Below are 25,825 nucleotides of genomic sequence, written 5' to 3'. Positions count from 1 at the left end.
CTCCTAGCTCTTAACTCCTAACTCCTAGCTCCTAACTCCTAACTCAAGAATATGGCCAATCTAAAAGCAATACGCGATCGCATTCAGTCGGTCAAAAACACCAAAAAAATCACAGAAGCCATGCGTCTCGTAGCTGCGGCTAGAGTGCGTCGGGCGCAGGAACAAGTGCTAGCAACTCGCCCCTTTGCCGATCGCTTGGCACAAGTATTGTATGGTTTGCAAAGCCGTCTGCGCTTTGAAGAAGCAAACCTACCACTGCTGAGAAAACGCCAAGTTAAATCAGTCGGGTTGTTGGTTATTTCAGGCGATCGCGGTCTATGCGGCGGCTACAATAATAACGTTATCCGTCGTGCAGAAAACCGCGCCAAAGAAATCCAGGCAGAAGGTTTAGACTATCAATTTGTACTCGTCGGACGAAAAGCTACGCAATACTTTCAACGCCGCAATCAACCAATTGATGCCACCTACAGTGGACTAGAGCAAATTCCCACCGCAGCAGAAGCCAATCAGATTGCCGATCAACTACTTTCCTTGTTCCTTTCGGAAGAAGTTGACCGCATCGAATTAATCTATACCAGATTCCTTTCCTTGGTTAGCTCCCGTCCTGTGATCCAAACCTTACTGCCCCTCGATCCACAAGGTCTAGAAGCAGGCGATGATGAAATCTTCCGCTTAACAACCCGTGGTGGTAAATTTGAAGTCGAACGGGAGAAAGTGGCTAGCCAAGCCCGTGCGTTGGCTCCTGACATGATTTTCGAGCAAGATCCAGTACAGATCCTCGATTCTCTATTGCCCCTGTATCTGAGTAACCAGCTATTGCGGGCGCTGCAAGAATCTGCGGCTAGTGAACTAGCAGCGCGGATGACAGCCATGAGTAATGCCAGTGAAAATGCGGGTGAACTAATTAACACCCTCACGCTGTCTTACAACAAAGCTCGACAAGCTGCAATTACCCAAGAACTCCTTGAGGTTGTAGGTGGTGCTGAAGCACTAACTTAGGGTATAGCTAATTATTTATTTGTAGTGCGTTGTAATATATAGCCAATTGCTAATTATTTTAAGATTAGCAATTGGCTATTTTAGTATTTGGGACTTTTAATTAGATGACATTGATGGCATACAGATCCTCTCAATATAGTTATTGAAGCAACAGTTTATCGACTAATTCTTCCCTTAAACGTTTAGACCCAAGATCAGTTAGTCTATACTGAGCGTTCGATAATAGTATAATTTGCCGAAATTGTGGAGACGATAATTTTTTAAGTGCTTTCGTTACAGACGGAGCAGAACACTGAGCATAACAACCAAGTTTATAACGACTGAAACCAATTTCTCCAGCATAGTGTAGAAGAACAAGAATTTCTTCTTCGGAAGTTAAATCTGTTCTCTGTACAAGCAAAATGTCCTCGAATTGACCAATACTAGGAACGTCGAACTGAAGCAATTCACGTATTGTCTTTGCTACTTTTTCTTTATCGCCTTGCCAGAAGATACGAAGAACTTCATTCATACACCAACGTATTGATTCAGTCACAAATTTTGAGTCCATGTGATTTGGTGTGTAATCAGGACTTATATGTACAGCACCTCGTTGACTTCTGAATTTGTAGACTGTGCGTAGAACACGCGCTAGATGTAACGCATCATGTCTAGGTTTCATTGTGTGAGTAACATGCTCGTTTTCAATGTATTTCAGGCAATCATCTAAGGACTTAGCCTGGTTGAGGTTTCCTGAATCAAAGTGATACAAAATCCTTGCCAGGATTTCGCAGAATTGACCTCCATCTAACTCAGCAGGTTCCCAATCACGTTGAATGTAACGACGTTCCATCGAAACGAACTCATCTACTAGCTGGTTGGCTAGTAGATTGTCAATTGGAGGAGAGATTTGGTGAACGATAAAATTTATTTCAGCTAACCCCATAGACTAAATTGTCCAGTTCTCGATAATCTTACAATGCTCAATCGTTTTGTATTTAACCGCGTGCTTGAGCTATTAATTGTTGAACACATTTTTCTCCTTCAGTTGTCAAGAACCAAGCTGAAGGGCTTTTAGTGGTATTTTCAGAAACTAAAGCAGGCTTCTTGCCTTTTGCTCTCCCAAGGTCGCGATTAATTTGGCCAGTCGAAATTTGCCCTGATTGTCGAAAGTGTTTATTGAAGGTTGTAGAAATTTCACTCCCTGTTAACTCCAAAACTTCTGCTTCTGTCTGAACTACATAAAGAAGCCACATAGACTTATCAGTTGTAGACCAATCTTGTTGAGGATGTCCCCATTTTGATGGATCATGCTTCCAATCTACTGCTGATGCTTTACCCTTTCCATTCAACGTTGAATTCGTAGATGTTTGGGAATACTGTCTACTAGAGCGTTTTTTACGATTTTTGGGTTTAGCCTCAGATGCCAGTTGAGGTAAATCTTTATTTTCAATAATTTCACCTTCAACAATATTAGATGCTGGGATCAATAAACCAGACACTTGCTGTCCCACCGCTTGAGCCATAAAGGGTACATCCTCACGGCTACCTTCAATTTCCAATTCAAAACCTGTTAATTTCAGTTTAATTTTGAACTTGTTAGCCATCTCAACCTCCTTAAAAATAGTTTTTTACAAACTCTTAAATAGTGCTTTGCCAATTTTAGCTATCAAGCAGAGATATGTATATTAATAGCTATACTACATTATGTTTCACACAATACATACAATATGTATGGATTTCCACATCTTACTCATAGAGATACTTCTGTAACACTCATACATATAGATAACGTTTACAAGACATCACTCTATATGTAAAATACACTGACGCTCCACAGCCAAATTCCTATAAAGATACCATGTGTTTCTCAGCATCACTTGCATAAAGCAAAAATTTTTGTCTATTAACACATTTCCAGAATTGCGTATTATAATCGAAGTATGAAGCGCATGGGTCCGTCACGGTTTCGACAGGTTGGCGAACGCTGCTCTGTGATTCAGGTCGAGAGTGAGTCTCCTCTCGGAAATCAAAGGCTCAAACAAAAAGTAAATGCGAATAACATCGTTAGCTTTGCTCGTAAGGATGCTCTAGTAGCAGCCTAAAACACCTCTTATAGGTTCGAGCGTCTTCGGTTTGACTCCGTTAAGGACTGAAGACCAACCCCCAACGGATGCTCTAGTAAGCGTTCTCTGGTTGGCTTGCTAGCTAAGATTAAATCAGAGCATCCTACGTTCGGGATAATGAACGATTCCCGCCTTGAGGATTAGAAAGGCTAAACCTGTGAATGAGCGGGGGGTTAATACCCAATTTGGACAGCAGTTCGACTCTGCTCGGATCCACTAAAAATAGTTAACAAGTCCACTTAACACTTTGATGTGTAAGTGGACTTTGTTTTATGCAAAACTCCCATCAGAATTTTCTATAATGCACAGTTAATATCAAGTCCGAGTCATTAGTTATGATTTCCACAATCATTGCACCCCACCCCCAGCCCCTTCCCTTGTAGGCTATCCATTACCCGGATCTTTCTTAACAACATTGCTGTAAGACAGGTAGGGTAAGAATAGTGACGACAAGGGTAGTTTTGGGGGTTGACAGGGGGAAGAAAAAATGGATAGGAGGAGATTATTAGCACAGGCGATCGTTAATTACAAAAGGGGTGGATGATGTCCAAGTGGGCGCAAGAGGAATTACAACACGCACAGTTGGGAGACTCCCGACGGAAAAAACAATTGATAAGAATTGTAGAAGACTTGGCTGGAATGAGAAAGGACAACGGTTTCATGCACTGAAGTCAGGACGGCGGCAAGGTCGAGTAAATATGATTGCGGCCTTGTGTAATCAACAACTGATGGCTCCTTTCACAGTTGAAGGTTCTTTCAACCGAATTGTATTTGAGATTTGGTTAGAAACCTGCTTAATCCCTTTGCTGGAACCAGGACAGGTGGTAGTCATCGATAATGCTACGTTCCATAAAGGCGGTCGTATTGAGCAATTGATTCAGCAAGCAGGTTGTAAACTTCTGTACTTACAACCTGTTTCACCGGATCTCAACAAGATTGAGCGATGCTGGTCTTGGCTCAAAAGCCGCATTCGCAAGCAACTTGACCAATATGAGTGTCTACGGGATGCAATGGAGTATATCTTACATCTAGCGTCCTAACTGTTATGGCGCTTACTATAATATGCAGGGTGTGTTGAAGGTTTTACAAGCAGGTTTGCAGTCTGCTGAACATGGGGATTTTATCCTGAAATTGGGTAGTGATTAACCCTTTCTAAATAGGGAAAATATCTTATATAAATTCTGTAGTATGTATAGTTAATTCAGCAGATATTTTAGGATTTTTGGCAGCCGTCATAATAATTGATGGCTTTCGTTGTTACATCTAGTATAATAGCAATACTTCAGTCCTGATTTTGTTTGCGTAGCATCTCGTCAGAGAGGACTAAAGTCCTCACTACAAACCATGACGATTTTGACGGTAATTATATTATTTTAATCATCCACTTTTTCAAGAGAAAAAATGCTGCTTCACCACATCTAAGCGCGAACAGTTCCAATAATCAATATGGGAAATAATTAAACCATCAGAGTTAAGACCTAATTCACTCCAACCAGGAATAGAGATCCGTGGCTTCCAGGGGAGAGGAGTATTCCAACTGAGTGTCCACTCAGTTTTTATTGTGTCTCCTAAACGTTGAATATTATGTAAGTCCATCTTGGGATTTAAAAACCAAGTTTCGATAAAATTAATCATTGCTTTGTAACGTTTAACACCACGGAATTTATTCATCGGGTCTTGAAAATAAACCTCTGGGGCATAAATGCTGTAAGTTTGATTGACTGGGAATCTTTGATAGTCTTCTTTGAGGATTTCAACGAGATCCATGATAGATAAATAATCTGTAAATTGGTTGAATATGAGAACTGAAAAACTGAAATTAACCCTCATTCCATAAACGTTCTAACTGACGCCGCCAAGCAATTAAGACTTCTTCTCGCCCTTGTGAAGTTTGATTTATTTCGCCCATCATTCCTTCGGCGTAAAAGCGTTCTAAGCTTTGCATGGTAGCTTGCAGAGATTGTCCTTGCTGTTTTGCTGCCTGAATAATTTGCCGGATGCGGCTTTCAACTAGTTGATTAAAGACATTATCTAATCTAGCCTGATGGAGAGATAAAAGTCGGTTGATTGCATTGGATAAATCTGCACTCACTAAAGTTTCACTGTGATGTTGAAATACCCCCCAAATTACTCTTTCATATAAAGCGTAACGTACTTCTTGAGTGTCATCGAAGTTGGCTTCTAAGAACTGTTCTAAAAATGGTTGGGCTTCTTGGATGGGCAGAATAGGCAGTAAAACTCGCAGCCAAGTATTATCTTCGGAAAGCAGCACCAACAGCCGAAAAGTAGGAGTGTCTACTTGCCACGATCCAGGAGCAGTGGTAGCAACAGCCGATGTGTCAAATAATTCTGTAAGCGTACCCGCAATTTCTTCAGGTGTCATAACTTCTTATTTATATCTAGCTTCTAGATTAGCGCAGAGGTGCATCAACTTATTCACTAGAACGCTTGCTTGTCCAGTTTGAAAACGCAGTGGGGGCGCACAGCTAGGTGTACGCCCCCACGAATGAATGTATTCCACTGAATTGAAATATCTGATTTAAATAAGCGAATTGCTCAAAAACACGATACCGATCGCACACAAGGCAAAACCAGCAAGGCTGATTTTCCAGGGTAAAATTCGGTTTATTTCTCCCATACCCATCCCAACACCAATTTCTCTAGCACTCATGGCAACGGCAAACAGAGTTAAGGCAATACCTACTATATAGGCAACTACTGATATTGTTCCTGCACTAACAATAGATTCAGCATTAGCGTAACCCTGAAATAAACCAGCACTGATGCCCACCAGAGCTAGCACCAGAAAGTTTAGTTGATTTGGCATCATCAGCATAGTACCAAAAACGATGGTAGAGATAGCGATCGCTATCTCTGTACCTGGTAAATCTAACTGAAATATATGAATTACAATACCCAAAACTGTTGCGAATACAAAACATCCAGCGATCGCAGCGCCACGAATAAACACAGATGAGAGTAAGCCAATCGCAACAATACCAACTAAACAATTTAAACTAATTACTGGATCTGCCAATCCCCAAACAAAGGCTTCCCAGCCGTTAGAGATATTATGGTCAACTGGTGTACCACTCAGTGAACTCAGTAAGCTAATTAAAATTAAAGCTGCGATCGCCCCAACATGGCGATCCATGAACTTTGAGGTCTTAAGTTCCCCCCAAGCATGAGATTCTGATAATTGAGTCTTGAACATCGCTATATACCAAATTAGTTTTTAGGTAATTTATACTACCCACCTACCCCAAAAAACTAACGTGGTAATTACCCTAAATCGTACTAGCTTCAGAAAGTGATGTAAACCCGCAGTGGTAGAAAAAGTTCTTTCATAAGCAAGTAGGAGCGGGTTATTAATATTGAGATTCAAGATGCGATCGCTAATCAAGAATCGACCCAAAACTGCTGACAATACAACTAAACTATAAAAATGAATCTAAAGTACGGTGAATTCGATATATTGGAGCGAGAACTAGAAGCTCTTCCACCTATGCATCGAGTTGCCTTTGCTGCGGCTTGTTGCGAGAGATTGTATCCCCATTATGATATTTTCTTGCGAACAATTAGAGAAGATGACTGGAATGGAGAAGATTTATTTAGAGTAGGACTTGATGAAATCTGGCACTTTTTGGCAGGAAAAAAGATTGATGTGGCAAGATTTCGTCAACTGTATTCTGATTCCGACCAAAGCTACCCCAGCGAGTATGAAAACGTAGACACTCCAGAAGCACAGAGAGCCGCAGATGCAATTCTCAATACTTTGGAACTTTGTATAGATCGAACTACACAACAGACTATTTCAGTAGCAAAAGAAATAGACGAAACTCTTTTCATGTATATAGATTATTTAAGATGCGAGTCTGAAGACGAATACTCAGAAGACATTTCCCACGAAGCGCTACTAGAAATAGTTACCAACCATCCGTTTACAGTACGAGAAATGGCAAAACAAAGCGAAGATTTGCGGCGCTTGCGAGAAACTCCCACTTTAACTCCTGAGTTTTTACAATGGCTGCGTACTTCTTCTGAAAATGGTGGTAAAAGTCTGTTAGATTTAAGTTGAGAAAACAATTGTGAAGGGTACAATTATAGAAATTAATGAAAGTAGTAGAAAGTTGTCATTTCAATGAACAAGTGTTACAACAACCTTTGACAACATAACTCAAGTATAAAAGTGCATCTTAAGTACGGTAAATTTGATATATTGGAGCTAGAACTAGAAGCTATTTCACCTATGTATCGAGTTGCGTTTGCGGCAGCTTGTTGTGAGAGATTGTTTCCGAACTATGGCATTTTCTTACGAGAAATAAAAGAACAAGGCTGGAATGATAAAGATCCTATAAGAGAAGCACTTGACGAAATTTGGGAATTTTTGGCAGGTAAAAAAATCAATGCGGCAAGATTTCGTGAGTTATTGTCTAATTGTGAAGAATATCCCTATGACTATGAAAACGAAGAAACTCCAGAAGGACAGAGAGGTGCGTGGATTGTCTGTGAAGCTATAGAACTTTGTCTAGAACAAATTCCACAACAAATTATTTTAGTAGCAAAAGAAATAGACGAAACTCTTTTTATGTATATAGATTATTTAACATGCGAATCTGAAGAAAAAAATTCGCAAGATATTTCAGATGAACAACTATTACAGTTAGAAATTCGTTTAGATCCAAGTGTACAACAGACTATTTCAGTAGCAAAAGAAATACATGAAACTCTTTTTGAGTATATAGATTATTTATGGCAGTCTGAAGACGAATACTCGGCAGACATTTCCCACGAAGAACTAGTAGAAATAGTTGCCAACCATCCCTTTACAGTACGGGAAATGGCAAAATAAAGCGAAGACTTACGGCGCCTGCGAGAAACTCCCACTTTAACTCCTGAGTTTTTACAATGGCTGCGTACTTCTTCTCAAAATGGTGGTAAAAGTCTGCTAGATTTAAGTTGAGAAAAAAATTGTGAAGGATGCGGCTAAAGAACCTCAAGAAAACGCAGTATCAAATTTGGATGCTGTAAAAATTAAATGGTTTCGCCACCATCTTTCTACATGGGGAACCCAAAAGTTACGCGATTTTCCTTGGCGACAGACTTGCGATTCTTACGCAATTCTTGTTGCAGAATATCTGCTGCAAAAAACAGATGCAGTTTCGGTTGTTCCTATCTACAATACATTTTTCTTTAAATATCCAACGCTTGAGAAACTAGTAAAAGCAAGCATTAATGAATTGAGCGAATTGCTTGAGCCTTTGGGTCTTTTCTTCCGCGCTGAAAGATTACAAAAGTGCGCTTGCATCATCTTAGAGCAGTATGGAGGAAAAATCCCCGATTCAGAAAAGCAGTTGCTTGAATTACCTGGAATTGGTAAATATACAGCTCGTGCTATTTGTTCTCAAGCCTTCAGCCAACCGCTAGCCGTACTCGATACTAACGTAGCTCGCATCCTCGAACGCTTCTTTGGCTTGCAAGGAGAAAGAGTCAAATCGCGCTGTAAAATTCTTTGGGGTGCAGCAGAAATAATTGCTCCTAACAAGGAAGTTGGCAAGTGGAATTTAACATTGCTAGATTTTGGAGCGATGGTTTGTAAGGCAAAAAATCCTCTTTGTAATCATTGTCCTCTTTCAGTAAAGTGCAATTATGCCCAAACACAACGTAACTTAGAGAATCTTAATAAAACATAGCATCAAGTTTATCAGAACCCAAAATTATCAAAGCTTTTTTGGTTTTTTATGTCGCTCAACCCAACCTATTATTCTAAATTTATTTATGTGTAGCACTGTTTTTACTTTTTAATTTTCGTTAATTTATTCTGACTCCTAAATACTGACTTCTGAATTCTTTTTCACGATATACTCAACTAATTTTTGAATCATTTCGGCATCCGTTTCACTTAAACTTTCCAACTCAATTCTGTTGTTTTCTTGTGGCGTACTAGCATTACTACTATATATACGACGACTCAAGCCTACAGGACTATTCTCATAAAATGTTGTATAGAATACACACGCTGCTACATACGAGCCAATCGGACTAGGGTGGCTTTTATCGGAACTGTAAAGGTTTAATTTCAGATTCGCTTCCTGAATTTTTTGCCAAGCTATTCCCACAGGTGCAACTTTAGCTTTCAGTTCTTGAGCAATGTTCATATAAGCATCAGTCAATATCTGTTGCGTTTCTGGTTGATTTTGCTTTGCCCAAGTCAAGTAAAACACTGTTTGGGAATTCACTCGCTTAATCTCAGCATCAAACAGAGTAGCGTATTTGTACATTTCCTGGGGATTGGTAATTGGTAAAGTACTTTGCTCTTGCAGTACTACATAATCCCAGCGTTTTGCTTTCAAAAGTCTGAGTGCTTTACCACGTTTCCAGTGGTTTTGAAGTGTCGCTCCACCTATCACAACCATTTCAGTTTCTAACTTTTTAGGTTCTTTTGCCGAAGCAGCCAACTGTTGTGTCAACCAAGGAAGATCGTTGAAATATGTATAGCTGTTGCCAATAAATAAAACTCTGATTCCCTGTTGTTTAGCTACGGGGAAAGAATTTGTCTGAATCTGCCTTGCTAGCATATTAAACAAGACAATTATCATAAAGAGGAATAAACATACATATACTATCTTGGTATTGCTCATCTTCCCTGAAATCTTTGAAGTATAACTTATTCTTGGACAGGATTTTTTTGGGAATAGTTCTGGTTATTGATGAGTATATGAAAGTTTTTCCCAAGAGATTGCAAATTTTTGACTCTATCTTTGGAACTGGAATTGGAGTATTTGAGGGGAATGCTATAGGAATCTCTAACACTGAGGGCAGCAACATTAATGGAGGAGAAGGGAACGATTCCATCAAGGGAACTGGAAGTGGTGTAATTAGTAGTACTGGAAAAGAAAGTACAGGTATCTTCAACAGTGGTGGTAGCAACATTAATGGAGAGAAAGGAAACGATTCTATTGTTGGTATCGGCAATGGCAGTGATGCAGATTTAGAACCTTTTAGATCCTACGATGCGGGTAGGGGTATAGGCATCTCCAACAGCAAGGGTAGCACGATCGCTCTTGGGCAGGGAAACGACTATCTCTCTGGCACAGGCACAGGCGGTAAAGGGTACTACGCTGATAACCCTTTTGGGAACGGCCCAGAGGAGCTTGCACCTGGTATAGGTATAGGCATTGTTAACAATGGCACAATCAATTTAGGCGATGGCAACGATACCCTCATTGGCACTGGCATTAGTCAAGGCACAGGTATTCTTAATACTGATGGCATTATTTATCAAGGGGCAGGAGCTGATATCCTTACTGGCTATGGCACTAGCATTGGCATTCAAGGCGGCACGATTGATGGTGGAAACGGTAACGATAAATTCAAAGCCCGTCGAATTGATGCTAACGGTAATACTGTTTCCGCCCAAGGGGGTGCTATTGCCGATGTCTTGATTAAGGGTGGAGGTGGCGACGACATATTTGATGTTGGTTACGGTAATGCCACGATTGATGGTGGATCGGGATCGGATAAGCTAATTCTGTCTAATTTCAAAAGTGATTATATTATTACGGGTACAGGCAGCCCCAACAATTACACCATTAAGCGGGATCAATTCACCTTGAATGTCTTGAATGTTGAGGAAATTGCCTTTAGTGGCGTTCCTCTACAGCAAAATGTCCTTGGGACAGTGAATTAGGAATTTCCAACAAATAAATTATCCAATTTTGTGGAGTGGGATGAGGGCTTGATAACCGCAGCAGTCGGTTATCTCAAGTGCAACAAGAACACTTCACTTTTTATAGCGCTAAAAATTACCCAAAGTTAGCACTACAAAGAGCAACCCTTAAGCCTTGTAATGACTGGTGTCTAGAGGTATAGGTATTTGCCATGAGAGTAAAAAATCTAATTGCCAGTAAACAGCCCCGATCGCAATTTTTAAGTAATTAAACCACAGTGCATGGTAGCAAAACTGTGCTGCCCTACTGGGGATTGAAACAAAATCCCTCAATACTTTAGAGTTAATAATAAACTCAACTTCAAAGCGCGATCGCAATGACTGATAAAGAACTCAAACATCTAATTGAGAGTAATGCTAAAACAGTCCAAGCTATGTTAGATGAAATGGCGGAAGCACGACAAGAACGCCAAGAACTCCGAGAAGGAATGCTCCAAATTCAGAATGCGGTAGCACAATTAACCAATATACAAGAGAGAATAACCAATTTACTAATTTCTATTGATGGCGATCGCCCCACAATTCTTAAAAAACTCTCAGCACTGGAAACTAAGCTTGACCAGTTATTGCAGCAAAACCCAACGGATGAGTTAGGTTAAATACTCATAATAATGCCTAGACGTGTTGAAACAACATTTATTTTCCTTAAACAGTCGATAATGTAAATAAATGTAAAAAATTCTCAGGCAGGGTAAAAACATATATGCGTGTAATTTTAATGACTGGTAAAGGCGGCGTGGGCAAAACTTCCGTTGCTGCTGCAACTGGACTCCGTTGCGCAGAACTAGGCTATCAGACATTGGTTTTAAGTACAGATCCCGCCCACTCCCTTGCAGACAGTTTTGATATGGAACTGGGACACGCACCTCAAAAAATTCGCCCAAATCTCTGGGGTGCTGAACTGGATGCGTTGCAAGAACTGGAGGGAAACTGGGGTGCTGTGAAACGTTATATTACCCAAGTTTTACAGGCAAGGGGTTTAGACGGCATACAGGCGGAAGAATTGGCAATTTTACCAGGGATGGATGAGATTTTTGGCTTGGTAAGGATGAAACGCCATTACGATGAAGGTGAGTTTGATGTCTTAATTATCGACTCAGCCCCCACCGGCACAGCACTGCGTTTGCTGAGTTTACCTGAAGTTGGTGGCTGGTATATGCGCCGTTTTTACAAACCATTTCAAAACATCTCGGTGGCACTTCGACCTCTGGTTGAACCTTTGTTTAGACCAATTGCTGGTTTTTCGCTACCTGATAAAGAAGTAATGGATGCACCTTTTGAGTTTTATGAACAAATTGAAGCTCTGGAAAAAGTATTAACAGATAATACTCAAACCTCAGTGCGTCTAGTAACAAATCCCGAAAAAATGGTGATTAAAGAGTCTCTCCGTGCCCATGCTTATCTGAGTTTGTATAATGTTGCAACAGATTTAGTCGTGGCGAATCGGATTATTCCAAGCGAAGTCCAAGACCCATTTTTCCAACGTTGGAAAGAAAGTCAGGAGCAATATCGCCGAGAAATTCATGATGATTTTCACCCTCTGCCTGTGAAAGAAGTTCCTCTATTTTCTGAGGAAATGTGTGGATTGGCTTCATTAGAACGCCTGAAAGAAACTCTTTATAAAGATGAAGATCCCACTCAGGTTTATTACAAAGAAACAACTCTTAGAGTAGTGCAAGAGGAAAACCAATACAGCTTAGAACTTTACTTACCAGGTATTCCTAAAGACCAAGTTCAACTCAGTAAAACTGGAGACGAATTAAACATCACTATTGGCAACCATCGTCGTAACTTAGTTTTGCCACAAGCCTTAGCAGCACTACAACCAGGCGGAGCAAAGATGGAAAATGACTATCTAAAAATCCGCTTTTCTGACAACACAAAAGTTTAATTTTGTTGAACGTTACTCTGTCAACAAAAACTTAAAACTAAAAAGCAAGAATTTTCTCTTATAGCTAGTACAGACGCAATCTTTTTAGCGTCTGTTTTTATGATGTTTTGGTGAATTTTAATCAAAGCTAAAAAAATATTTTTATTAATGATTTGACCGTAGTTTTACTGAAGACAAAATGATGAAATAAATTTCACAATGTCTTTAGATTTAATTATGCCAGTTTTCAAATTATTAATTTATTTTACTATCACAATGTCCTCCAATTTTGAACAAGATTTGCCCTTATATCGCCATGAAGAAAGCTTACTACGCCGCATTACAAACCGTATCCGACGAAGCTTAGAGTTAGAAGAAATTATCACAGTGACAACGACAGAAGTGCGATCGCTATTAAAAACCGATCGAGTGATGATTTACAAATTTCATCCCGATGGTAGTGGTCAAGTGATTGCTGAATCAATTAATAAAAATTATTTGCCGTCGCTACTGGGGTTAAATTTTCCCTCCGATGACATCCCACCTTATGCCCGCGAACTATTTATCAAATCACGGGTGCGTTCTGTTGTGAATGTTGACACTAAAGAGATTGGTCAAATTCACCTGCGTGACTTGGATAATGGAGATATCTCAGAGGAGATCCATTACCGCCCTGTAGACCCCTGCCATATTGAATATTTGACGGCAATGGGGGTAAAATCTTCTGTAGTAGCGCCTATTCTCTATCAAGATCGACTTTGGGGGCTGCTGGTGTCTCATAATTCTGAAGCGCGTTTGATTTCAGAATATGAGCTAGAAGCAATACAAATGGTAGTCGAGCAGCTGTCAATGGCGATCGCTCAAAGTACCCTTCACACTCAAGTTCGCAAAACAGCCGAACGAGAAGCGATCGTTAACCGCATTGCTACCCTATTACATTCACTGCCGACAATTGTTTTACAGCCAGCCCTAGAAGCGGCTGTTGCTGCCTTTAATGGCGTTGGTGGCAGGCTTTGCATTAGAAATGAAGCTTTTGATTTCCACAATGGCAACGTCACCAGCTTAACAGAATGCTTAATACCAGGAAATACCTGTATCAAGCTTTATATCTGTGGAGAGCAACCTGTAATGCCAGAACAAACTATATATCCACTAATCGAGCAATATAGTATCTGGCAGGAACACTACAAATTTACTAATTACGACGTTTGGGCGATTTCGGATATATATAACACTCCTGGCTTGCGAAGTTTGCAAGTTGCTTTTCAACCAACTAAAATTCGCAGCGTGTTGATGATCCCACTCCAGTATCGTCAGCAGTTGCTTGGCTACTTAAGTATTTTCCGCAATGAAGTAGACACAGAAACTTTATGGGCGGGGCAGCATGACAGCGATCGAAGGCAACAGTACCCCCGGCGATCCTTTGAGGTTTGGCGCGAATCTAAAACAGCACAAGCTCAAAAATGGACAATTGAAGAGATTGAACTGGCTAGAAACCTCAGTAAACACTTTGCTTCCGCAGTTCAGCAGTATGAACTACATCAACAAGTACAAGTTTTTAATGAAAATTTAGAAAAACAAGTTAGAAGACGCACCGCTGAGTTACAACGGACAGCTGAACAAGAACAGGCTGTATTTAAAGTTATTGCCGAGATTCGAGAATCTTTGGACACAAATACGATTTTTCAAACCACAACTAAAGAAGTTTGTCAATTAATCAAAGCCGATCGCGTTTCTGTTTATCGTTTTGATGCTAATTGGGGTGGTGAATTTGTCGGAGATTTCGAGGCTGCTAGTCCATACTGGTCGAATGAGTCGGAACTAGGTATTAATACAATTTGGAATGACACCTACTTACAAGATACAGAAGGAGGACGTTACCGCCACAATGAAACATTTGCAGTTGATGACATCTACAAAATGGGATTTGCTCAATGTCATATCGACAATTTAGAGCAGTTCCAAATTCACGCTTTTGTGCTTGCGCCGATTTTTGTTGGACAAAAACTTTGGGGTTTGTTGGCAACTTATCAACATACTGGCCCCCGGCAATGGAAAACTTCTGAAGTTAACTTCCTCAGTCAAATTGCCGCCCAAATGGGTGTAGCACTCCAGCAAGCTGATTTACTCTCTCAGACACAACAGCAGACATTAGATTTGCAACAAGCAGCAGAACAACAACGGGTATTGTTTGAAGTTGTGGCGAAAGTTAGAGAATCTCTCGATCTAAATGCGATTTTTCAGACAACAACCCAAGAAATTTGTAAATCACTACAAGCCGATCGAGTTGCAGTCTACCGCTTCCAGGCTGATTGGAGTGGTGAATATATCGCCGAGTTTGTGGGCGATAACTGGTTAAAGTTAGTAGGTTTAGATACCAAGACAGTTTGGCAAGATAGCTATTTACAGGAAACCCAAGGTGGGCGATATCGTCACAATGAAACTTTTGCAGTTGATGATATCTATGAAGTTGGCCACTCTCAATGCCACGTTGCAGTTCTAGAGCAAATTCAAGCAAGAGCTTATGCGATCGCACCTATATTTATTGGGCAACAGCTATGGGGCTTATTAGCAGCTTACCAGAATTCTGCACCCCGCCATTGGGAAGCCTCAGAAATTAAATTTATTACTCAAATTGCCAATCAGCTTGGGGTTGCACTTCAACAAGCGCAATTACATAATCAAACCAAAGAGCAGACGCAAAAGCTAGCTCAAGCTTTGCATGATTTACAGCAAACTCAAACCCAACTGATCCAAACTGAAAAAATGTCTTCACTAGGTCAATTGGTAGCTGGTGTGGCTCACGAAATTAATAACCCCGTGAACTTCATTTATGGCAATATCAATCATGTCAACGATTACACCCAAGATTTGCTTAGTATCCTAGACCTTTATTTGCAAAATACTCCCAACCCTAGCCCTGAAATTAGCGATCGCGCCTTAGAAATCGACTTAGAATTTCTCATGGAGGATTTGCCCAAAACTCTATCTTCCATGAAAATTGGGGTCGATCGCATCCGACAGATTGTCTTGGGTTTACGGAATTTCTCTCGTCTTGATGAAGCAGAAAAAAAACCAGTTGATATTCATGAGGGTATTGATAGCACTTTGCTAATTTTGCAACATCGCTTGAAAGCAAAACCAGAAAGTCCGGCGATTCAATTAGTTAAAGAATATACTAACCTTCCTTTAGTGGAGTGCTATGCCGGGCCGCTAAATCAGGTATTTATGAATGTTTTAAGCAATGCGATCGATGCTTTAGAAGATTACACAGAATCTCAATCAAAACGTCATAGCAGTCAAATTACTATCCGTACTGCTTTTGGAGAACTTGAAGGCAATATCAAGACTGTAGTAGTTCGCATTGCAGACAATGGCCCAGGAATACCTGAATCCCTGAAGGCTAGAATTTGCGATCCGTTTTTTACAACTAAGCCAGTGGGAAAAGGCACTGGCTTGGGGTTATCAATTAGTTATCAGATTGTCGTAGATAAACACGGTGGTGTGTTTAGATGTGATTCTCAGCCAGGGTTAGGTACAGAATTTTGGATTGAAATTCCAATTAAACAAATCAATTAATCATAGAAACAAAAAATCAACTTGTGTAGTGCAGATTATTCCTGGTTTGGAAATGAAGAATGCAAAGTTATGTAATAATTTTGATTTTCTGCAAAAAATTTGAGTTTTGGGGTGAAAGCATAGTAGCTTGATTGACAAGTGATAGATAGCTAGTGACCGGATTTATACTTGACTAGGGTTTAACGCTTAGGAGGATACATGATTATGAATTCGATAAATCCCTCTGAAAACGTCATTAGTTGTTTGCAGACTATCTTGGATGCCACGGCTACGGGAAATTACGATCTTTTTCTTACAGTAGGTGATTCAGACTACAGAACTGATATTACCAAAGAAAATTTTGACCAAGTTAGTTCCCCACTAATTCCACGTATGTCTGAGGGCTATACAACTACTTACTTCGGTCATCTCAAACAAGGAGAAACTCAGACCTATTTGTGGAAGCTGAGTTTTGCTGATGATGGACATGAATTTATAGTACGTGTGGGGATGAAGGGGGACAAAGTTAATCTGATATGGATTACTTAATATATATGCATATCTGCTGTGGAAAAAAATACGCTGTAGGGTAGCAAAGATGTGCTACCTTACAATTTTTTTAACTTCTAAGTTGCACCGGCATAGCTAAATAAGTCATTTTCAAACCACTCAATGGTGTAAAAATCACTGGAGTTAAGCTTTGATTTAAATGCATTTGAATTTCTGAAGATGGTAATTCTTTCAAGCCTTCCATCAAATATTTAATGTTAAAGGCAATCTCAATATTTTCACCAGAAATTTGTGCAGGCATTGACTCTCTACCACTGCCCACATCTTGAGCTTCACAAGATAAGGTAATTTCTTGAGCTTCGCTATCAATACTGAGCTTGACAATATTATTTTTTTGATCGGCTAACACAGCAATCCGCTCCAAAGTGCTGACAAATTGTCGCCGTTCAATTGTCACTTGTCGCTCAAATTGGCGGGGAATTAATTGTCGATAAGCAGGATATTGCCCTTCTAATGTGCGACTAGTCAAACGTTGATTTTGCCATGCAAACACAACTTGACCTCGATCGAAATATAAAGCTACAGGTTCATCTGATGAGGCGCTATGAGCTAACATTCGTTGAAGTTCGCGTAATGCTCTAGCTGGTACTGTCACTTCTAGTTGACTAGTTCCGCCTACAGGACGCTCGTTGCTAGTTTCTACGACTGCGAGGCGATGTCCGTCTGTAGCTGCAAATTCTAGGGTGTCTTGTTTAACTGTTAAATGCACGCCCGTGAGTACTTGCTTGGTTTCATCAGCACTGGTAGCAAACAATGAACCGCGTAATCCTTCAATTAATGCGGCGGTGGTGAGATAGATTACTTCTGTATTTTCAATTATAGGTAGTTCGGGAAATTCTTCCGGCCCCATTGCTCGGACTTGGTAATGTCCACTCTTGGGTGTGAGTGTGACGATTAAACCTTCTCCACCGGATGTTGCACCTGTCAAGGCTGATTCATCATCGAGAGTGATCTCGCCCTCTGGAAGACGAGAGGTGATGTCTACAAGTAACTTAGCAGGAAGTGCGATCGCACCACTTTCCCATACCTCTGCGTTAAAGCTGGTGCGAATTCCCAAACTAAGATCGAAGGCTGTTAAACTTACTTGGTTAGTTTCAGCATCCGCTTGTAACAGCACATTGGCAAGTACCGGATGAGTTGGTCGTGAAGGTACTGCACGACTAACGAGTGAGAGGTTTGTACTGAGATCGCTTTGGGAGCAAACTAATTTCATAAGTCAGATGCAGCTTGTGAAAGATATCCTAACATCCTTATGTTTATAGGCGATCGCTATTTGTTTGATTAGCGCGTAGGCATAGCTGATGAAGTTGCTTAAGGGTAAAAAACTCGTTTAAACGGTTGGTTACGATAACGCCGATAAATATTAAAATCTTTATCGAGTGTGGCGATTGCAGCGACATTCAGGCGTTCAGAAATTACCACAAGCGATAAATCCGAAAAATCTCCTGGCAAATCAGCGTACTGGGCATTCAGTTCAGCAATCCGAGCAAAATCTTGAGACGTAAGCGATTCGCACTCGTAGATGCAATTTGCTAGGTGGGACAGAAACTCATTTTGCACCTGCCAGTCAGAGGCTAATAGCCACATCACTTCAGTGACACAACCTTCACTCGTTAGCAATCGACTGGTACATCCAGCAAAAAACTCAACCACCCGATCGTGATGTGAGTCTGCTGAGTCATAAAAAGCAACCAACAAACCTGTATCTACTAAAATCGTAGGATAATAGGTCATGATTCGAATGGCACGCTTGATAAGCGTAAATCCCTGATATTAGTGGCTTTTGGGTATAGGGTGTTGGGTGTAGGCTGAGTGTGTTTAAGAAAATTGAATTTTAGCGCATCAAATAGAACAACATCTTCTTCCAACCCTTAACCCCACACCCCACACCCTACACCCTGTCATGATTCCTGTTGGCGGCTCTGCTTTATCCGTGATGCAATAACCGCTCTCCGAACATCTCGGTCTGATAAATTACCTACTGAGAGCAAATGCTGGGGAATTCCTCCCATGCGCTCTAGAATGCTTTGCTCAGATGGCTGGCTTTGCTCATCATGAGATGTGGAATTTTTTTGATCTTGTCTATCTTTTATGAATAGCAAGAAGTCTAGTACTTCTTCTACTAAAGAATCTGAAACTTGTTCAATTTCCTGAATAAGTTGCTCTCTGGCTGTCATAAATTATCTGTTTCAATACCAACAGGACTTCATTGATCGCGTTAACAAGCTTTAAAAGGCTATTTTATCGTAAGAGTTAAGGCAAAGGCGATCGCTATTTGTTTGATTAACGCGTAGGCGTAGTCCGCCACAAGCATCGCTTCTACGGTTCAGGCTGTAATAATTTAAACCTTTGCAACACATGCTCTTCCATATATAAGAAAGGCTTAAGCATTTCCAAAAAATGTATAATTAGTTGCTGCAAAGGCTTAATACTTTGCAACACATGCTCTTCCATGTATAAGAAAGGCTTAAGTATTTCCAAGAAATGTATAATTAATTGCTGCAAAGGCTTAATACTTTGCAACACATGCTCTTCCATGTATAAGAAAGGCTTAAATCATTGCAGCATTTGTTGTAATGAACTTATGAATTGATTTACTACCTGAAATCTAAAAATAATTTAAGTGAAATTAACTAAGGTTTTGGAAATGCGATGTCTAATATGGCTACGCCTACGCAACTTATTTGTAGTATTTCCCCATGACATTAAATATATTTTTGTATAAAACAGTACTATCAACCTAGTAGCAGAGATGCATTATGGCACGTCGTAAAAGAAATTCTAGCGTTTTAGAACGAGCCGATCGCCGGATTGAAAGTTTACAATCTATCAGCGTAGAACTTGACTTTGGCGAAGGACTGACAATACAAGCTTATGATATGACAATTAACGATCTCCGGTCTAAGCTTGCTGCCTACAACACTGCGTTATCTACCATTGACAAACTCACGGATGACGTGAAGAACGCAGAACAGGTTGTAATAGCTATGTCAGAAAAAATGTTACTAGGAGTTGCCAGCCGTTACGGTAAAATCAGCCAGGAATACGAGATGGCGGGTGGTGCTAGACGAGGTAATACTAAGAAGAAGCGAAGCGTATTAGGCAATTCCAAAGTCACTAATTCTTTAATAGCCGATTCTGTTCAGCCTTCTTCTGTAAATGGATCTATGAATGGGGTGTCGGGTGCGATCGTCAGTTAGCTAAAATCCAATAGGGAATGGTACTAAGTTAAGCTGAACCGACACCAAATAACTGGTTCCCAGCCTGGAGGCTGGGAATCCATTAAGCTTACCTTGTGGAAAACTTGTGGAAAACTCTCTGATTTTTTCCACAAGGTAATTATACTTAATTAGCTTTTTCCAACAAAATATCAAGTTTTCCACAGGTTTATCGACAAAAAGTAAGATTTACTCCACAAATTAACTGAAATTTAATCAATTTTTATACGATACTTAATATTATCGACTAATTATTCAGCCATCAATGCTAATTATTAGACTGCTGGTTGTGGAAAACTTAGAATTTATCATCAAGATGGTTTTTGAGAACGGCTAGTCATATTGATGCGATCGCTCAGTTGGCGGATTGTTTGTGCTAAAGTGCGATCGCTCTCCTGGAGTTGATTAATTTTATCGCAACTATAGATTACCGTTGTATGGTCTTTACCACCAAATTCCTCACCAATTCTTGGCAAACTCAAAGCGGTGTGTTGGCGCATGAGATACATTCCTAGTTGGCGCGCCCAGCTAATCTCTCTTCGTCGTGAGTTACCTTTGAGGTCATCTATTGAAACATCAAAATTATCCGCCACAACCTTTAAAATTGCTTCTGGGGTAGCTGCCATTTTTTCGTTAGGCGGTTCTAAAACTGGTGTGATATTTTCCACCGTCATTGGTAAACCCCAAATAGAAATATAAGCCACCGCCCGAATTAAAGCTCCTTCTAATTCTCGAATATTAGAAGTATAGTTAGAAGCTATATACTCAATCACATCGCGGGGAAGACTAATATTTTCATCCTCAGCCTTTTTCTGTAAAATTGCCATTCTCGTTTCTAAATCCGGCTTTTGAATATCGGCAATTAAGCCCATAGAAAACCGAGAACAAAGACGTTCTTGCAAGCTAGGAATTTGGTTAGGTGGACGGTCGGAAGCAATGACAACTTGTTTACCAGCTTCATGCAAAGTATTAAAAGTATAAAAGAATTCCTCTTGGGTATATTCCTTCCCTTCAAGAAACTGAATATCATCCACTAATAAAACATCAGCCGCCCGGTAATGCTCTCGAAAACTTTGCATACTATCCTTACGGATGGCTGTAATTAAATCATTAGTAAACTGCTCAGTAGAAACATAAAATATTTTACAATTAGGAGAAATCGCATAGCGATAATGACCAATAGCTTGCATCAGATGAGTTTTACCCAAGCCGACGCCACCGCATAAAAACAAAGGATTAAACTCTTTACCTGGAGATTCCGCAACTGCCAAAGAAGCAGCATGAGCCATGCGATTGTTAGCACCAACTACAAACCGCGAAAAGACATATTTAGAGTTTAAGTCAGTAGTTTTATGATTGCGATCGGGAACAGCTTCAGAAATACTGCTGGAATTTGGTGATTCCCAAGCAACCTCTCGTTCACTAAAATGAGAAACTTCATCACCTTGAGCAACAGTAATGTAAATTCCGACAGGATGACCGAGAATATCTTGGACTACATGAGCAATAGTATTGATGTAATACTTCTGTAACCAATTACGAGCAAATGGGTTAGGAGTGCGGATAACCAAACAATTATTTTCTAATCGCTCTGCACTAGCAGTTTTGATCCAAGTTTCAAAGGTAGGTCGGGATAGTTCAAGCTTTAGGCGCTCTAGTACCTGACTCCACAGACTTTCTATGGGAATTTCCATTATCCACCACCTTTGCTGCTAATCGTCACAATAGAAGAGAAAGCACTAATTTAGCATTGAGACACGCTAGACCTAAAATAAGCTTTTAAGTTGTAACCATTTTGGGACATACCCAGTAGGCAAGATCCTAACACCCACTGACTGACAAGGGAGAAGCAACGACACATGAAGATAACAAACCATCACTCAGCGCCCAAAAAGATTGAAACCAGGGGCTTACCCCATAGGTTGTGGATGCTCTCATACGGGGTAGCAGTGGTGTTCCTGGGGAGCTGCTCTCTTTTACCTGCTAGGACTGTTGATAATCAGCAAAGCGATACTCAAGCCCAAAACACAACACAACCTAATCCGGTAATTGTCCCCCCGCCGATTTTCTCTTCGTCTGGAGATCCTAATTTTGTCGTGAAAGTAGTGCAACAAGTGGGGCCTGCCGTAGTTCGGATTGATTCTTCCCGAACAATCACTTCTCGCGTACCAGACGAATTTAACGATCCATTTTTCCGGCGGTTTTTTGGAGAGAGAAGCCCACAGCCTAGACAAAGGGTAGAGCGCGGTAGCGGCTCTGGATTTATTATTAATTCTTCCGGTCAAATTGTGACCAATTCCCATGTGGTAGATGGTGCTGATAGAGTGACTGTCACACTCAAAGATGGCCGGACTTTTGACGGTAAAGTGTTGGGTGAAGACCCGGTAACGGATGTGGCAACGATTAAAATTAATGCGAATAATCTGCCAACTCTAGCTGTGGGTAATTCTGATACTTTGCAACCAGGAGAGGCTGTAATTGCCATTGGTAATCCATTAGGCTTGAATAATACCGTCACATCTGGAATTATTAGTGCTACAGGGCGTTCTAGTAGCGATATCGGTGCAAGTGACAAGCGGGTTGATTACATCCAAACGGATGCTGCGATTAACCCTGGTAATTCCGGTGGCCCATTGCTCAATGCTCGCGGTCAAGTGATTGCAATGAATACAGCGATTATCCGAGGCGCTCAAGGCTTGGGATTTGCTATACCCATTAATACCGTGCAAAGGATTGCCCAAGAATTAATCGCTAAAGGTAAAGTGGATCATCCTTATTTGGGTGTGCAGATGGTGACACTGACACCAGAAATTAAAGAAAAAATAAAAAATGGAGCAGGCGATCGCTTAAATCTTACAGCAGATGAAGGCGTTTTGCTGGTTGAGATTGTGCCGCGATCGCCTGCATCTGAAGCTGGGCTACGAGTCGGGGATGTGATTAAAAGCATTAACAGCCAGCCTGTTACTAAAATTGAAGAAGTACAAAAGCTAGTAGAAAAGAGCAAAATCGGTACGAAATTACCCATAGAAGTGGAACGCAATGGGCAAATTGTCCAAGTAGGAGTTCAACCTGCTCCTTTGCCCGTCAGACGTGAAGGATAATCTAGAAGAAGGCAGGAGGCAGGAGGCAGAAGGCAGGAGTTATAAAAATTCCCCATTCCCCATTCCCCATTCCCCATTCCCCATTATCTAAAGGAGCTTTATCATGACTGAATTAGCGCCAATAATTCAATTAGGCAATCCAACATTGCGCAAAAAAGCTGCTTGGGTTGAAAATATCCAAGATGAGCAGATCCAAAAATTGATTGAAGATTTAATCGCCACTGTTGCTAAGGCTAACGGTGTGGGAATCGCTGCGCCTCAAGTAGCGCAATCCTATCGTTTATTTATTGTGGCTTCCCGTCCTAATGCCAGGTATCCTAACGCCCCAGAAATGGAACCTACTGCCATGATTAATCCCAAAATCATTGCTCATTCAACTGAAGTTGTCAAAGATTGGGAAGGTTGTTTAAGTGTTCCTGGAATTAGGGGGTTAGTTCCTCGCTATAAATCTATTGAAGTCGAATACACTGACTCTCAAGGCAACTTACAAAAGCAAGAATTAACCGATTTTATCGCTCGGATTTTTCAACACGAATATGACCATCTCGACGGTATCGTATTTGTCGATCGTCTAGAAAATACTCTTGATATGATTACTGAGCAAGAATATCAACAACGAGTAGTTAACAAATAAATGGGAGTGGGGAATAGGGACAATACGGTTCGGTTAAGGTTTTTTGATAAAAATTTTAAATCGCTAAAGATACGATAAATCATCACAAAGACGCGATAAATCGCCGTCTCTACAAAAGACTGGTTATTGTAGAGACGGCGATTTATCGCGTCTCTTGCTTTAACCGAACAGTATTGGGAGTGGGGAGTGGGAAGTAGTATATTAATTACGAATTATTTAAGCGTGTGATTCGCAAACTTGCTCGCCCCGCCATAACTGATACAGCCGCGTTGCTGGCATGGTCATATATAAAACATCACCAGCATGGAGGTTTGTTTCTAGTAAATCCCAACCATGAAGAGTTTGGTGATTTGTTTCTACGTATAAAGGTACACAGTCAGCAGACATTGCTACATCTTTTACCCACTGACCGCAAAAGACGTGTGAAGTTGTAATTACAGTCGCAAAAGCTACCCAAAGACTATCGGCTGTGATGCCATTACCAAGGATACGTCCCCCTAGTGCAGCGGCGGCAAAAGCTGGGGCTGCTAGTTCAGCCGGACTCAGTACGGCCTCGAAGCCAAATAACTGTTGCGCTATGCCAGCAAAATCAGGATCGGCATAATGAACAATCACTGGAATGCTGGGTGTTAAACCTTTGGCTTTGAGGGCAATTTCGAGATTTGTAGCATCATTGCTAGTCACAGCCAGCACTGCGGCGGCAGATTCTATATTGCTAGCTTTGAGTATTGTACGGAAGCTAGCATCGCCCTGAATCACAGGGATACCGAGTTCGCGGGCGGTGTTGATATATTTACTGTTGGAGTCGGGTTCAACAACTACGACTTCATGTCCGCTAGCGTGCAGTTGCTGGACAATTCTCACCCCAATACCGCTTAAGCCACAGACAATGTAGTGCGATCGCTGGGGAATTCGGGCTGCATCCCAAAATTGCTTAAAGCGGCTTCCTAAGACAAAATCGGTGAGCATTGCATACCAAATACCAATCACCACTGCTCCAATCAGCATCATCACAACAGTAAATAACTTAATACTGTTAGGAGCATTTTCTACTACTTTGTCATTACCACCGGCTCCTGTAATCATGCCGACAGAAAAATATAGAGCATCCACAGGAGACAAACTCAACTCAGCCGACATATAGGTGAATGTAGCGATCGCAATAACCGTCAATAGTGCAATAGCACCCACCACTACCGATCGCCCGTGTTCCTGAAACTGCTTAAAATTAGTCATAACTTTCAGCAGTTTTCTAATCAACGATCTCCGGGGAGAACGGATGCGGGGTTGTGTCCCAATAATTATGCGATCGCCTACTTGGATTTCTTGGCCAGATATGACGGCTGATACCAAATCCATCTCACCATTGACTGGTAAGTAATAAATTAGCATCCGCGATCGGTCTGACCACAATTCACTCAGCTTTAAACCTCTCCAGAAGTGGTTTTCATCGATGTATTCTTCGTGAATTGGCCAAGTTTGCTGAAATAATTTGATTTGTCCGATCGCTCGGTTTCCCAGCGCTGCAAAGGTAAATACGGGTGCTGCTAATCCGACAACACTCATACTCAAATGGTCTGGCAAACTTTGATCTAGGCGCTCTCCTAAATTTGTATTATAAAAACGGTTGATAATCCGAATCTGGGGATTCAGCACCCGCGCTTGCATCATAATAGATAAATTCAGAGCATCTTTAGATCCAGCGATGACTAAAGTGTGCGCCTGTTGAATGCCTGCTGCTGTCAGGGTAGAAGCTGCTTGTAAATCTCCAACAATCACATCTCCTGCTGTTTCGCCAGGGATAGATTGGTGATGAATGCCAACAACGAAGGCTCCCTGGTGTCTCAGCAGACGAAAGGTTTTATATCCGGTACGTCCTAAGCCACAAACAATAATTCTGGGTTTCATGAAACGGCAGCATCTTTTACAGGTAGGGCTGCATTTCTAGTTAGTTATCGATATTGTTGCCCGTTTTCCTGGAATATTACTGTAGCTGACAACACGATTATTTTAAATAAGATGGCACTTTTACAAATTGATG

26 protein-coding genes and 1 other RNA gene are annotated in these 25,825 nt (G+C 40.9%); 15 read left to right on the top strand and 12 right to left on the bottom strand.

The annotated features are described in order from the left end of the window. Positions 1–51 precede the first annotated feature (51 nt). On the top strand, positions 52–999 hold the full coding sequence (locus AC1F2U_RS04720; protein WP_480260059.1) for a F0F1 ATP synthase subunit gamma: 948 nt from the start codon (positions 52–54) through the stop codon (positions 997–999). 139 nt (positions 1,000–1,138) lie between these two features. Here AC1F2U_RS04720 and AC1F2U_RS04715 read toward each other — a convergent pair whose 3' ends face one another. Beyond that, the gene (locus tag AC1F2U_RS04715; RefSeq protein WP_480260058.1) at positions 1,139–1,924 is read right to left on the bottom strand and encodes a hypothetical protein; all 786 of its coding nucleotides are present in this window, start codon (positions 1,922–1,924) and stop codon (positions 1,139–1,141) included. 52 nt (positions 1,925–1,976) lie between these two features. Continuing rightward, a complete protein-coding gene (locus tag AC1F2U_RS04710; RefSeq protein WP_480260057.1) occupies positions 1,977–2,585 on the bottom strand; it encodes a hypothetical protein in 609 nt (202 codons plus the stop codon). 347 nt (positions 2,586–2,932) lie between these two features. On the opposite strand from AC1F2U_RS04710, the gene ssrA reads away from it, so the two are divergent. From ssrA to AC1F2U_RS04695, 3 genes are all read left to right on the top strand, one after another. Then, positions 2,933–3,323, top strand: a transfer-messenger RNA (tmRNA) gene (gene ssrA / locus AC1F2U_RS04705). Positions 3,324–3,644: 321 nt separating this feature from the next. Next, positions 3,645–3,773 (top strand): transposase DNA-binding-containing protein, encoded by a 129-nt coding sequence (locus AC1F2U_RS04700; protein WP_480260056.1) that lies wholly within the window; start codon positions 3,645–3,647, stop codon positions 3,771–3,773. Further along, a complete protein-coding gene (locus AC1F2U_RS04695) occupies positions 3,713–4,144 on the top strand; it encodes an IS630 family transposase (RefSeq protein ID WP_480260179.1) in 432 nt (143 codons plus the stop codon). The genes AC1F2U_RS04700 and AC1F2U_RS04695 overlap by 61 nt, the downstream gene beginning before the upstream one ends. A gap of 349 nt (positions 4,145–4,493) precedes the next feature. On the opposite strand, the gene AC1F2U_RS04690 is transcribed toward AC1F2U_RS04695, so the two are convergent. The 3 genes from AC1F2U_RS04690 to AC1F2U_RS04680 all read right to left on the bottom strand — a co-directional run bounded on the left by AC1F2U_RS04690 (position 4,494) and on the right by AC1F2U_RS04680 (position 6,318). Next, the gene (locus AC1F2U_RS04690; protein ID WP_334840698.1) at positions 4,494–4,871 is read right to left on the bottom strand and encodes a C6orf136 family protein; all 378 of its coding nucleotides are present in this window, start codon (positions 4,869–4,871) and stop codon (positions 4,494–4,496) included. A 52-nt stretch (positions 4,872–4,923) separates the two neighbouring features. Then, positions 4,924–5,487 (bottom strand): hypothetical protein, encoded by a 564-nt coding sequence (locus AC1F2U_RS04685; RefSeq protein ID WP_480260055.1) that lies wholly within the window; start codon positions 5,485–5,487, stop codon positions 4,924–4,926. Positions 5,488–5,643: 156 nt separating this feature from the next. Continuing rightward, entirely contained in the window at positions 5,644–6,318 is a 675-nt protein-coding gene (locus tag AC1F2U_RS04680) for a HupE/UreJ family protein (protein ID WP_480260054.1), read from the bottom strand. A gap of 231 nt (positions 6,319–6,549) precedes the next feature. Here AC1F2U_RS04680 and AC1F2U_RS04675 point away from each other — a divergent pair, with 231 nt between their 5' ends. The 3 genes from AC1F2U_RS04675 (at position 6,550) to AC1F2U_RS04665 (ending at position 8,797) form a co-directional block, all read left to right on the top strand. After that, entirely contained in the window at positions 6,550–7,182 is a 633-nt protein-coding gene (locus AC1F2U_RS04675; RefSeq protein ID WP_480260053.1) for a DUF416 family protein, read from the top strand. Positions 7,183–7,293: 111 nt separating this feature from the next. Continuing rightward, positions 7,294–7,956: a DUF416 family protein gene (locus AC1F2U_RS04670; RefSeq protein ID WP_480260052.1), complete on the top strand. Its 663-nt coding sequence runs from the start codon at positions 7,294–7,296 to the stop codon at positions 7,954–7,956. A 121-nt stretch (positions 7,957–8,077) separates the two neighbouring features. After that, positions 8,078–8,797, top strand: coding sequence for an HhH-GPD family protein (locus tag AC1F2U_RS04665; protein ID WP_480260051.1), 720 nt, complete (start codon positions 8,078–8,080; stop codon positions 8,795–8,797). A 135-nt stretch (positions 8,798–8,932) separates the two neighbouring features. On the opposite strand, the gene AC1F2U_RS04660 is transcribed toward AC1F2U_RS04665, so the two are convergent. Next, on the bottom strand, positions 8,933–9,682 hold the full coding sequence (locus tag AC1F2U_RS04660; protein ID WP_480260050.1) for a hypothetical protein: 750 nt from the start codon (positions 9,680–9,682) through the stop codon (positions 8,933–8,935). A gap of 110 nt (positions 9,683–9,792) precedes the next feature. Here AC1F2U_RS04660 and AC1F2U_RS04655 point away from each other — a divergent pair, with 110 nt between their 5' ends. From AC1F2U_RS04655 to AC1F2U_RS04635, 5 genes are all read left to right on the top strand, one after another. Beyond that, a complete protein-coding gene (locus tag AC1F2U_RS04655) occupies positions 9,793–10,794 on the top strand; it encodes a hypothetical protein (RefSeq protein WP_480260049.1) in 1,002 nt (333 codons plus the stop codon). A gap of 356 nt (positions 10,795–11,150) precedes the next feature. Next, the gene (locus tag AC1F2U_RS04650; RefSeq protein WP_094350381.1) at positions 11,151–11,432 is read left to right on the top strand and encodes a hypothetical protein; all 282 of its coding nucleotides are present in this window, start codon (positions 11,151–11,153) and stop codon (positions 11,430–11,432) included. A gap of 104 nt (positions 11,433–11,536) precedes the next feature. After that, a complete protein-coding gene (locus AC1F2U_RS04645) occupies positions 11,537–12,724 on the top strand; it encodes a TRC40/GET3/ArsA family transport-energizing ATPase (RefSeq protein ID WP_480260048.1) in 1,188 nt (395 codons plus the stop codon). 255 nt (positions 12,725–12,979) lie between these two features. After that, a complete protein-coding gene (locus tag AC1F2U_RS04640; RefSeq protein ID WP_480260047.1) occupies positions 12,980–16,282 on the top strand; it encodes a GAF domain-containing protein in 3,303 nt (1,100 codons plus the stop codon). 204 nt (positions 16,283–16,486) lie between these two features. Then, a complete protein-coding gene (locus AC1F2U_RS04635) occupies positions 16,487–16,810 on the top strand; it encodes a hypothetical protein (protein ID WP_334898867.1) in 324 nt (107 codons plus the stop codon). A gap of 70 nt (positions 16,811–16,880) precedes the next feature. Here AC1F2U_RS04635 and dnaN read toward each other — a convergent pair whose 3' ends face one another. The 4 genes from dnaN to AC1F2U_RS04615 all read right to left on the bottom strand — a co-directional run bounded on the left by dnaN (position 16,881) and on the right by AC1F2U_RS04615 (position 19,369). After that, positions 16,881–18,044, bottom strand: coding sequence for a DNA polymerase III subunit beta (dnaN, locus tag AC1F2U_RS04630; RefSeq protein WP_480260046.1), 1,164 nt, complete (start codon positions 18,042–18,044; stop codon positions 16,881–16,883). Between the two features lie 98 nt (positions 18,045–18,142). Next, positions 18,143–18,565: a type II toxin-antitoxin system VapC family toxin gene (locus AC1F2U_RS04625; protein WP_480260045.1), complete on the bottom strand. Its 423-nt coding sequence runs from the start codon at positions 18,563–18,565 to the stop codon at positions 18,143–18,145. Positions 18,566–18,732: 167 nt separating this feature from the next. Next, positions 18,733–19,008 (bottom strand): hypothetical protein, encoded by a 276-nt coding sequence (locus AC1F2U_RS04620; protein ID WP_480260044.1) that lies wholly within the window; start codon positions 19,006–19,008, stop codon positions 18,733–18,735. Positions 19,009–19,150: 142 nt separating this feature from the next. After that, the gene (locus AC1F2U_RS04615; RefSeq protein WP_480260043.1) at positions 19,151–19,369 is read right to left on the bottom strand and encodes a hypothetical protein; all 219 of its coding nucleotides are present in this window, start codon (positions 19,367–19,369) and stop codon (positions 19,151–19,153) included. Between the two features lie 221 nt (positions 19,370–19,590). Between AC1F2U_RS04615 and AC1F2U_RS04610 the strand changes: the two genes are divergently transcribed. Then, complete coding sequence (locus tag AC1F2U_RS04610; protein ID WP_480260042.1) at positions 19,591–20,031, top strand: hypothetical protein; 441 nt, start codon at positions 19,591–19,593, stop codon at positions 20,029–20,031. 329 nt (positions 20,032–20,360) lie between these two features. Here AC1F2U_RS04610 and dnaA read toward each other — a convergent pair whose 3' ends face one another. Continuing rightward, the gene (gene dnaA / locus AC1F2U_RS04605; protein WP_480260041.1) at positions 20,361–21,743 is read right to left on the bottom strand and encodes a chromosomal replication initiator protein DnaA; all 1,383 of its coding nucleotides are present in this window, start codon (positions 21,741–21,743) and stop codon (positions 20,361–20,363) included. 165 nt (positions 21,744–21,908) lie between these two features. On the opposite strand from dnaA, the gene AC1F2U_RS04600 reads away from it, so the two are divergent. Both AC1F2U_RS04600 and def read left to right on the top strand, forming a co-directional pair. Beyond that, positions 21,909–23,150: an HhoA/HhoB/HtrA family serine endopeptidase gene (locus AC1F2U_RS04600; protein ID WP_480260040.1), complete on the top strand. Its 1,242-nt coding sequence runs from the start codon at positions 21,909–21,911 to the stop codon at positions 23,148–23,150. Between the two features lie 103 nt (positions 23,151–23,253). Next, on the top strand, positions 23,254–23,784 hold the full coding sequence (gene def, locus AC1F2U_RS04595) for a peptide deformylase (RefSeq protein ID WP_480260039.1): 531 nt from the start codon (positions 23,254–23,256) through the stop codon (positions 23,782–23,784). A 216-nt stretch (positions 23,785–24,000) separates the two neighbouring features. Here the strand turns inward: def and AC1F2U_RS04590 are convergent, their stop codons facing one another. Further along, positions 24,001–25,692, bottom strand: a complete 1,692-nt coding sequence (locus AC1F2U_RS04590) for an NAD-binding protein (protein WP_480260038.1) — start codon at positions 25,690–25,692, stop codon at positions 24,001–24,003. Positions 25,693–25,825: the final 133 nt, after the last annotated feature.

The sequence above is a fragment of the Nostoc sp. LEGE 12454 genome, from assembly GCF_056620565.1.
The sequence above is the reverse complement of the archived record's forward strand: the minus strand, read 5'-3'. Positions and strand labels throughout refer to the sequence as shown.

Coding starts and splice junctions, on each gene's coding strand:
- AC1F2U_RS04720 (WP_480260059.1), top strand. CDS start 52: ATGGCCAATCTAAAAGCAATACGCGATCGCATTCAGTCGGTCAAAAAC.
- AC1F2U_RS04715 (WP_480260058.1), bottom strand. CDS start 1,924: ATGGGGTTAGCTGAAATAAATTTTATCGTTCACCAAATCTCTCCTCCA.
- AC1F2U_RS04710 (WP_480260057.1), bottom strand. CDS start 2,585: ATGGCTAACAAGTTCAAAATTAAACTGAAATTAACAGGTTTTGAATTG.
- AC1F2U_RS04700 (WP_480260056.1), top strand. CDS start 3,645: ATGATGTCCAAGTGGGCGCAAGAGGAATTACAACACGCACAGTTGGGA.
- AC1F2U_RS04690 (WP_334840698.1), bottom strand. CDS start 4,871: ATGGATCTCGTTGAAATCCTCAAAGAAGACTATCAAAGATTCCCAGTC.
- AC1F2U_RS04685 (WP_480260055.1), bottom strand. CDS start 5,487: ATGACACCTGAAGAAATTGCGGGTACGCTTACAGAATTATTTGACACA.
- AC1F2U_RS04680 (WP_480260054.1), bottom strand. CDS start 6,318: ATGTTCAAGACTCAATTATCAGAATCTCATGCTTGGGGGGAACTTAAG.
- AC1F2U_RS04675 (WP_480260053.1), top strand. CDS start 6,550: ATGAATCTAAAGTACGGTGAATTCGATATATTGGAGCGAGAACTAGAA.
- AC1F2U_RS04660 (WP_480260050.1), bottom strand. CDS start 9,682: ATGCTAGCAAGGCAGATTCAGACAAATTCTTTCCCCGTAGCTAAACAA.
- AC1F2U_RS04650 (WP_094350381.1), top strand. CDS start 11,151: ATGACTGATAAAGAACTCAAACATCTAATTGAGAGTAATGCTAAAACA.
- AC1F2U_RS04645 (WP_480260048.1), top strand. CDS start 11,537: ATGCGTGTAATTTTAATGACTGGTAAAGGCGGCGTGGGCAAAACTTCC.
- AC1F2U_RS04640 (WP_480260047.1), top strand. CDS start 12,980: ATGTCCTCCAATTTTGAACAAGATTTGCCCTTATATCGCCATGAAGAA.
- AC1F2U_RS04635 (WP_334898867.1), top strand. CDS start 16,487: ATGAATTCGATAAATCCCTCTGAAAACGTCATTAGTTGTTTGCAGACT.
- dnaN (WP_480260046.1), bottom strand. CDS start 18,044: ATGAAATTAGTTTGCTCCCAAAGCGATCTCAGTACAAACCTCTCACTC.
- AC1F2U_RS04625 (WP_480260045.1), bottom strand. CDS start 18,565: ATGACCTATTATCCTACGATTTTAGTAGATACAGGTTTGTTGGTTGCT.
- AC1F2U_RS04620 (WP_480260044.1), bottom strand. CDS start 19,008: ATGACAGCCAGAGAGCAACTTATTCAGGAAATTGAACAAGTTTCAGAT.
- AC1F2U_RS04615 (WP_480260043.1), bottom strand. CDS start 19,369: ATGGAAGAGCATGTGTTGCAAAGTATTAAGCCTTTGCAGCAATTAATT.
- AC1F2U_RS04610 (WP_480260042.1), top strand. CDS start 19,591: ATGGCACGTCGTAAAAGAAATTCTAGCGTTTTAGAACGAGCCGATCGC.
- dnaA (WP_480260041.1), bottom strand. CDS start 21,743: ATGGAAATTCCCATAGAAAGTCTGTGGAGTCAGGTACTAGAGCGCCTA.
- AC1F2U_RS04600 (WP_480260040.1), top strand. CDS start 21,909: ATGAAGATAACAAACCATCACTCAGCGCCCAAAAAGATTGAAACCAGG.
- def (WP_480260039.1), top strand. CDS start 23,254: ATGACTGAATTAGCGCCAATAATTCAATTAGGCAATCCAACATTGCGC.
- AC1F2U_RS04590 (WP_480260038.1), bottom strand. CDS start 25,692: ATGAAACCCAGAATTATTGTTTGTGGCTTAGGACGTACCGGATATAAA.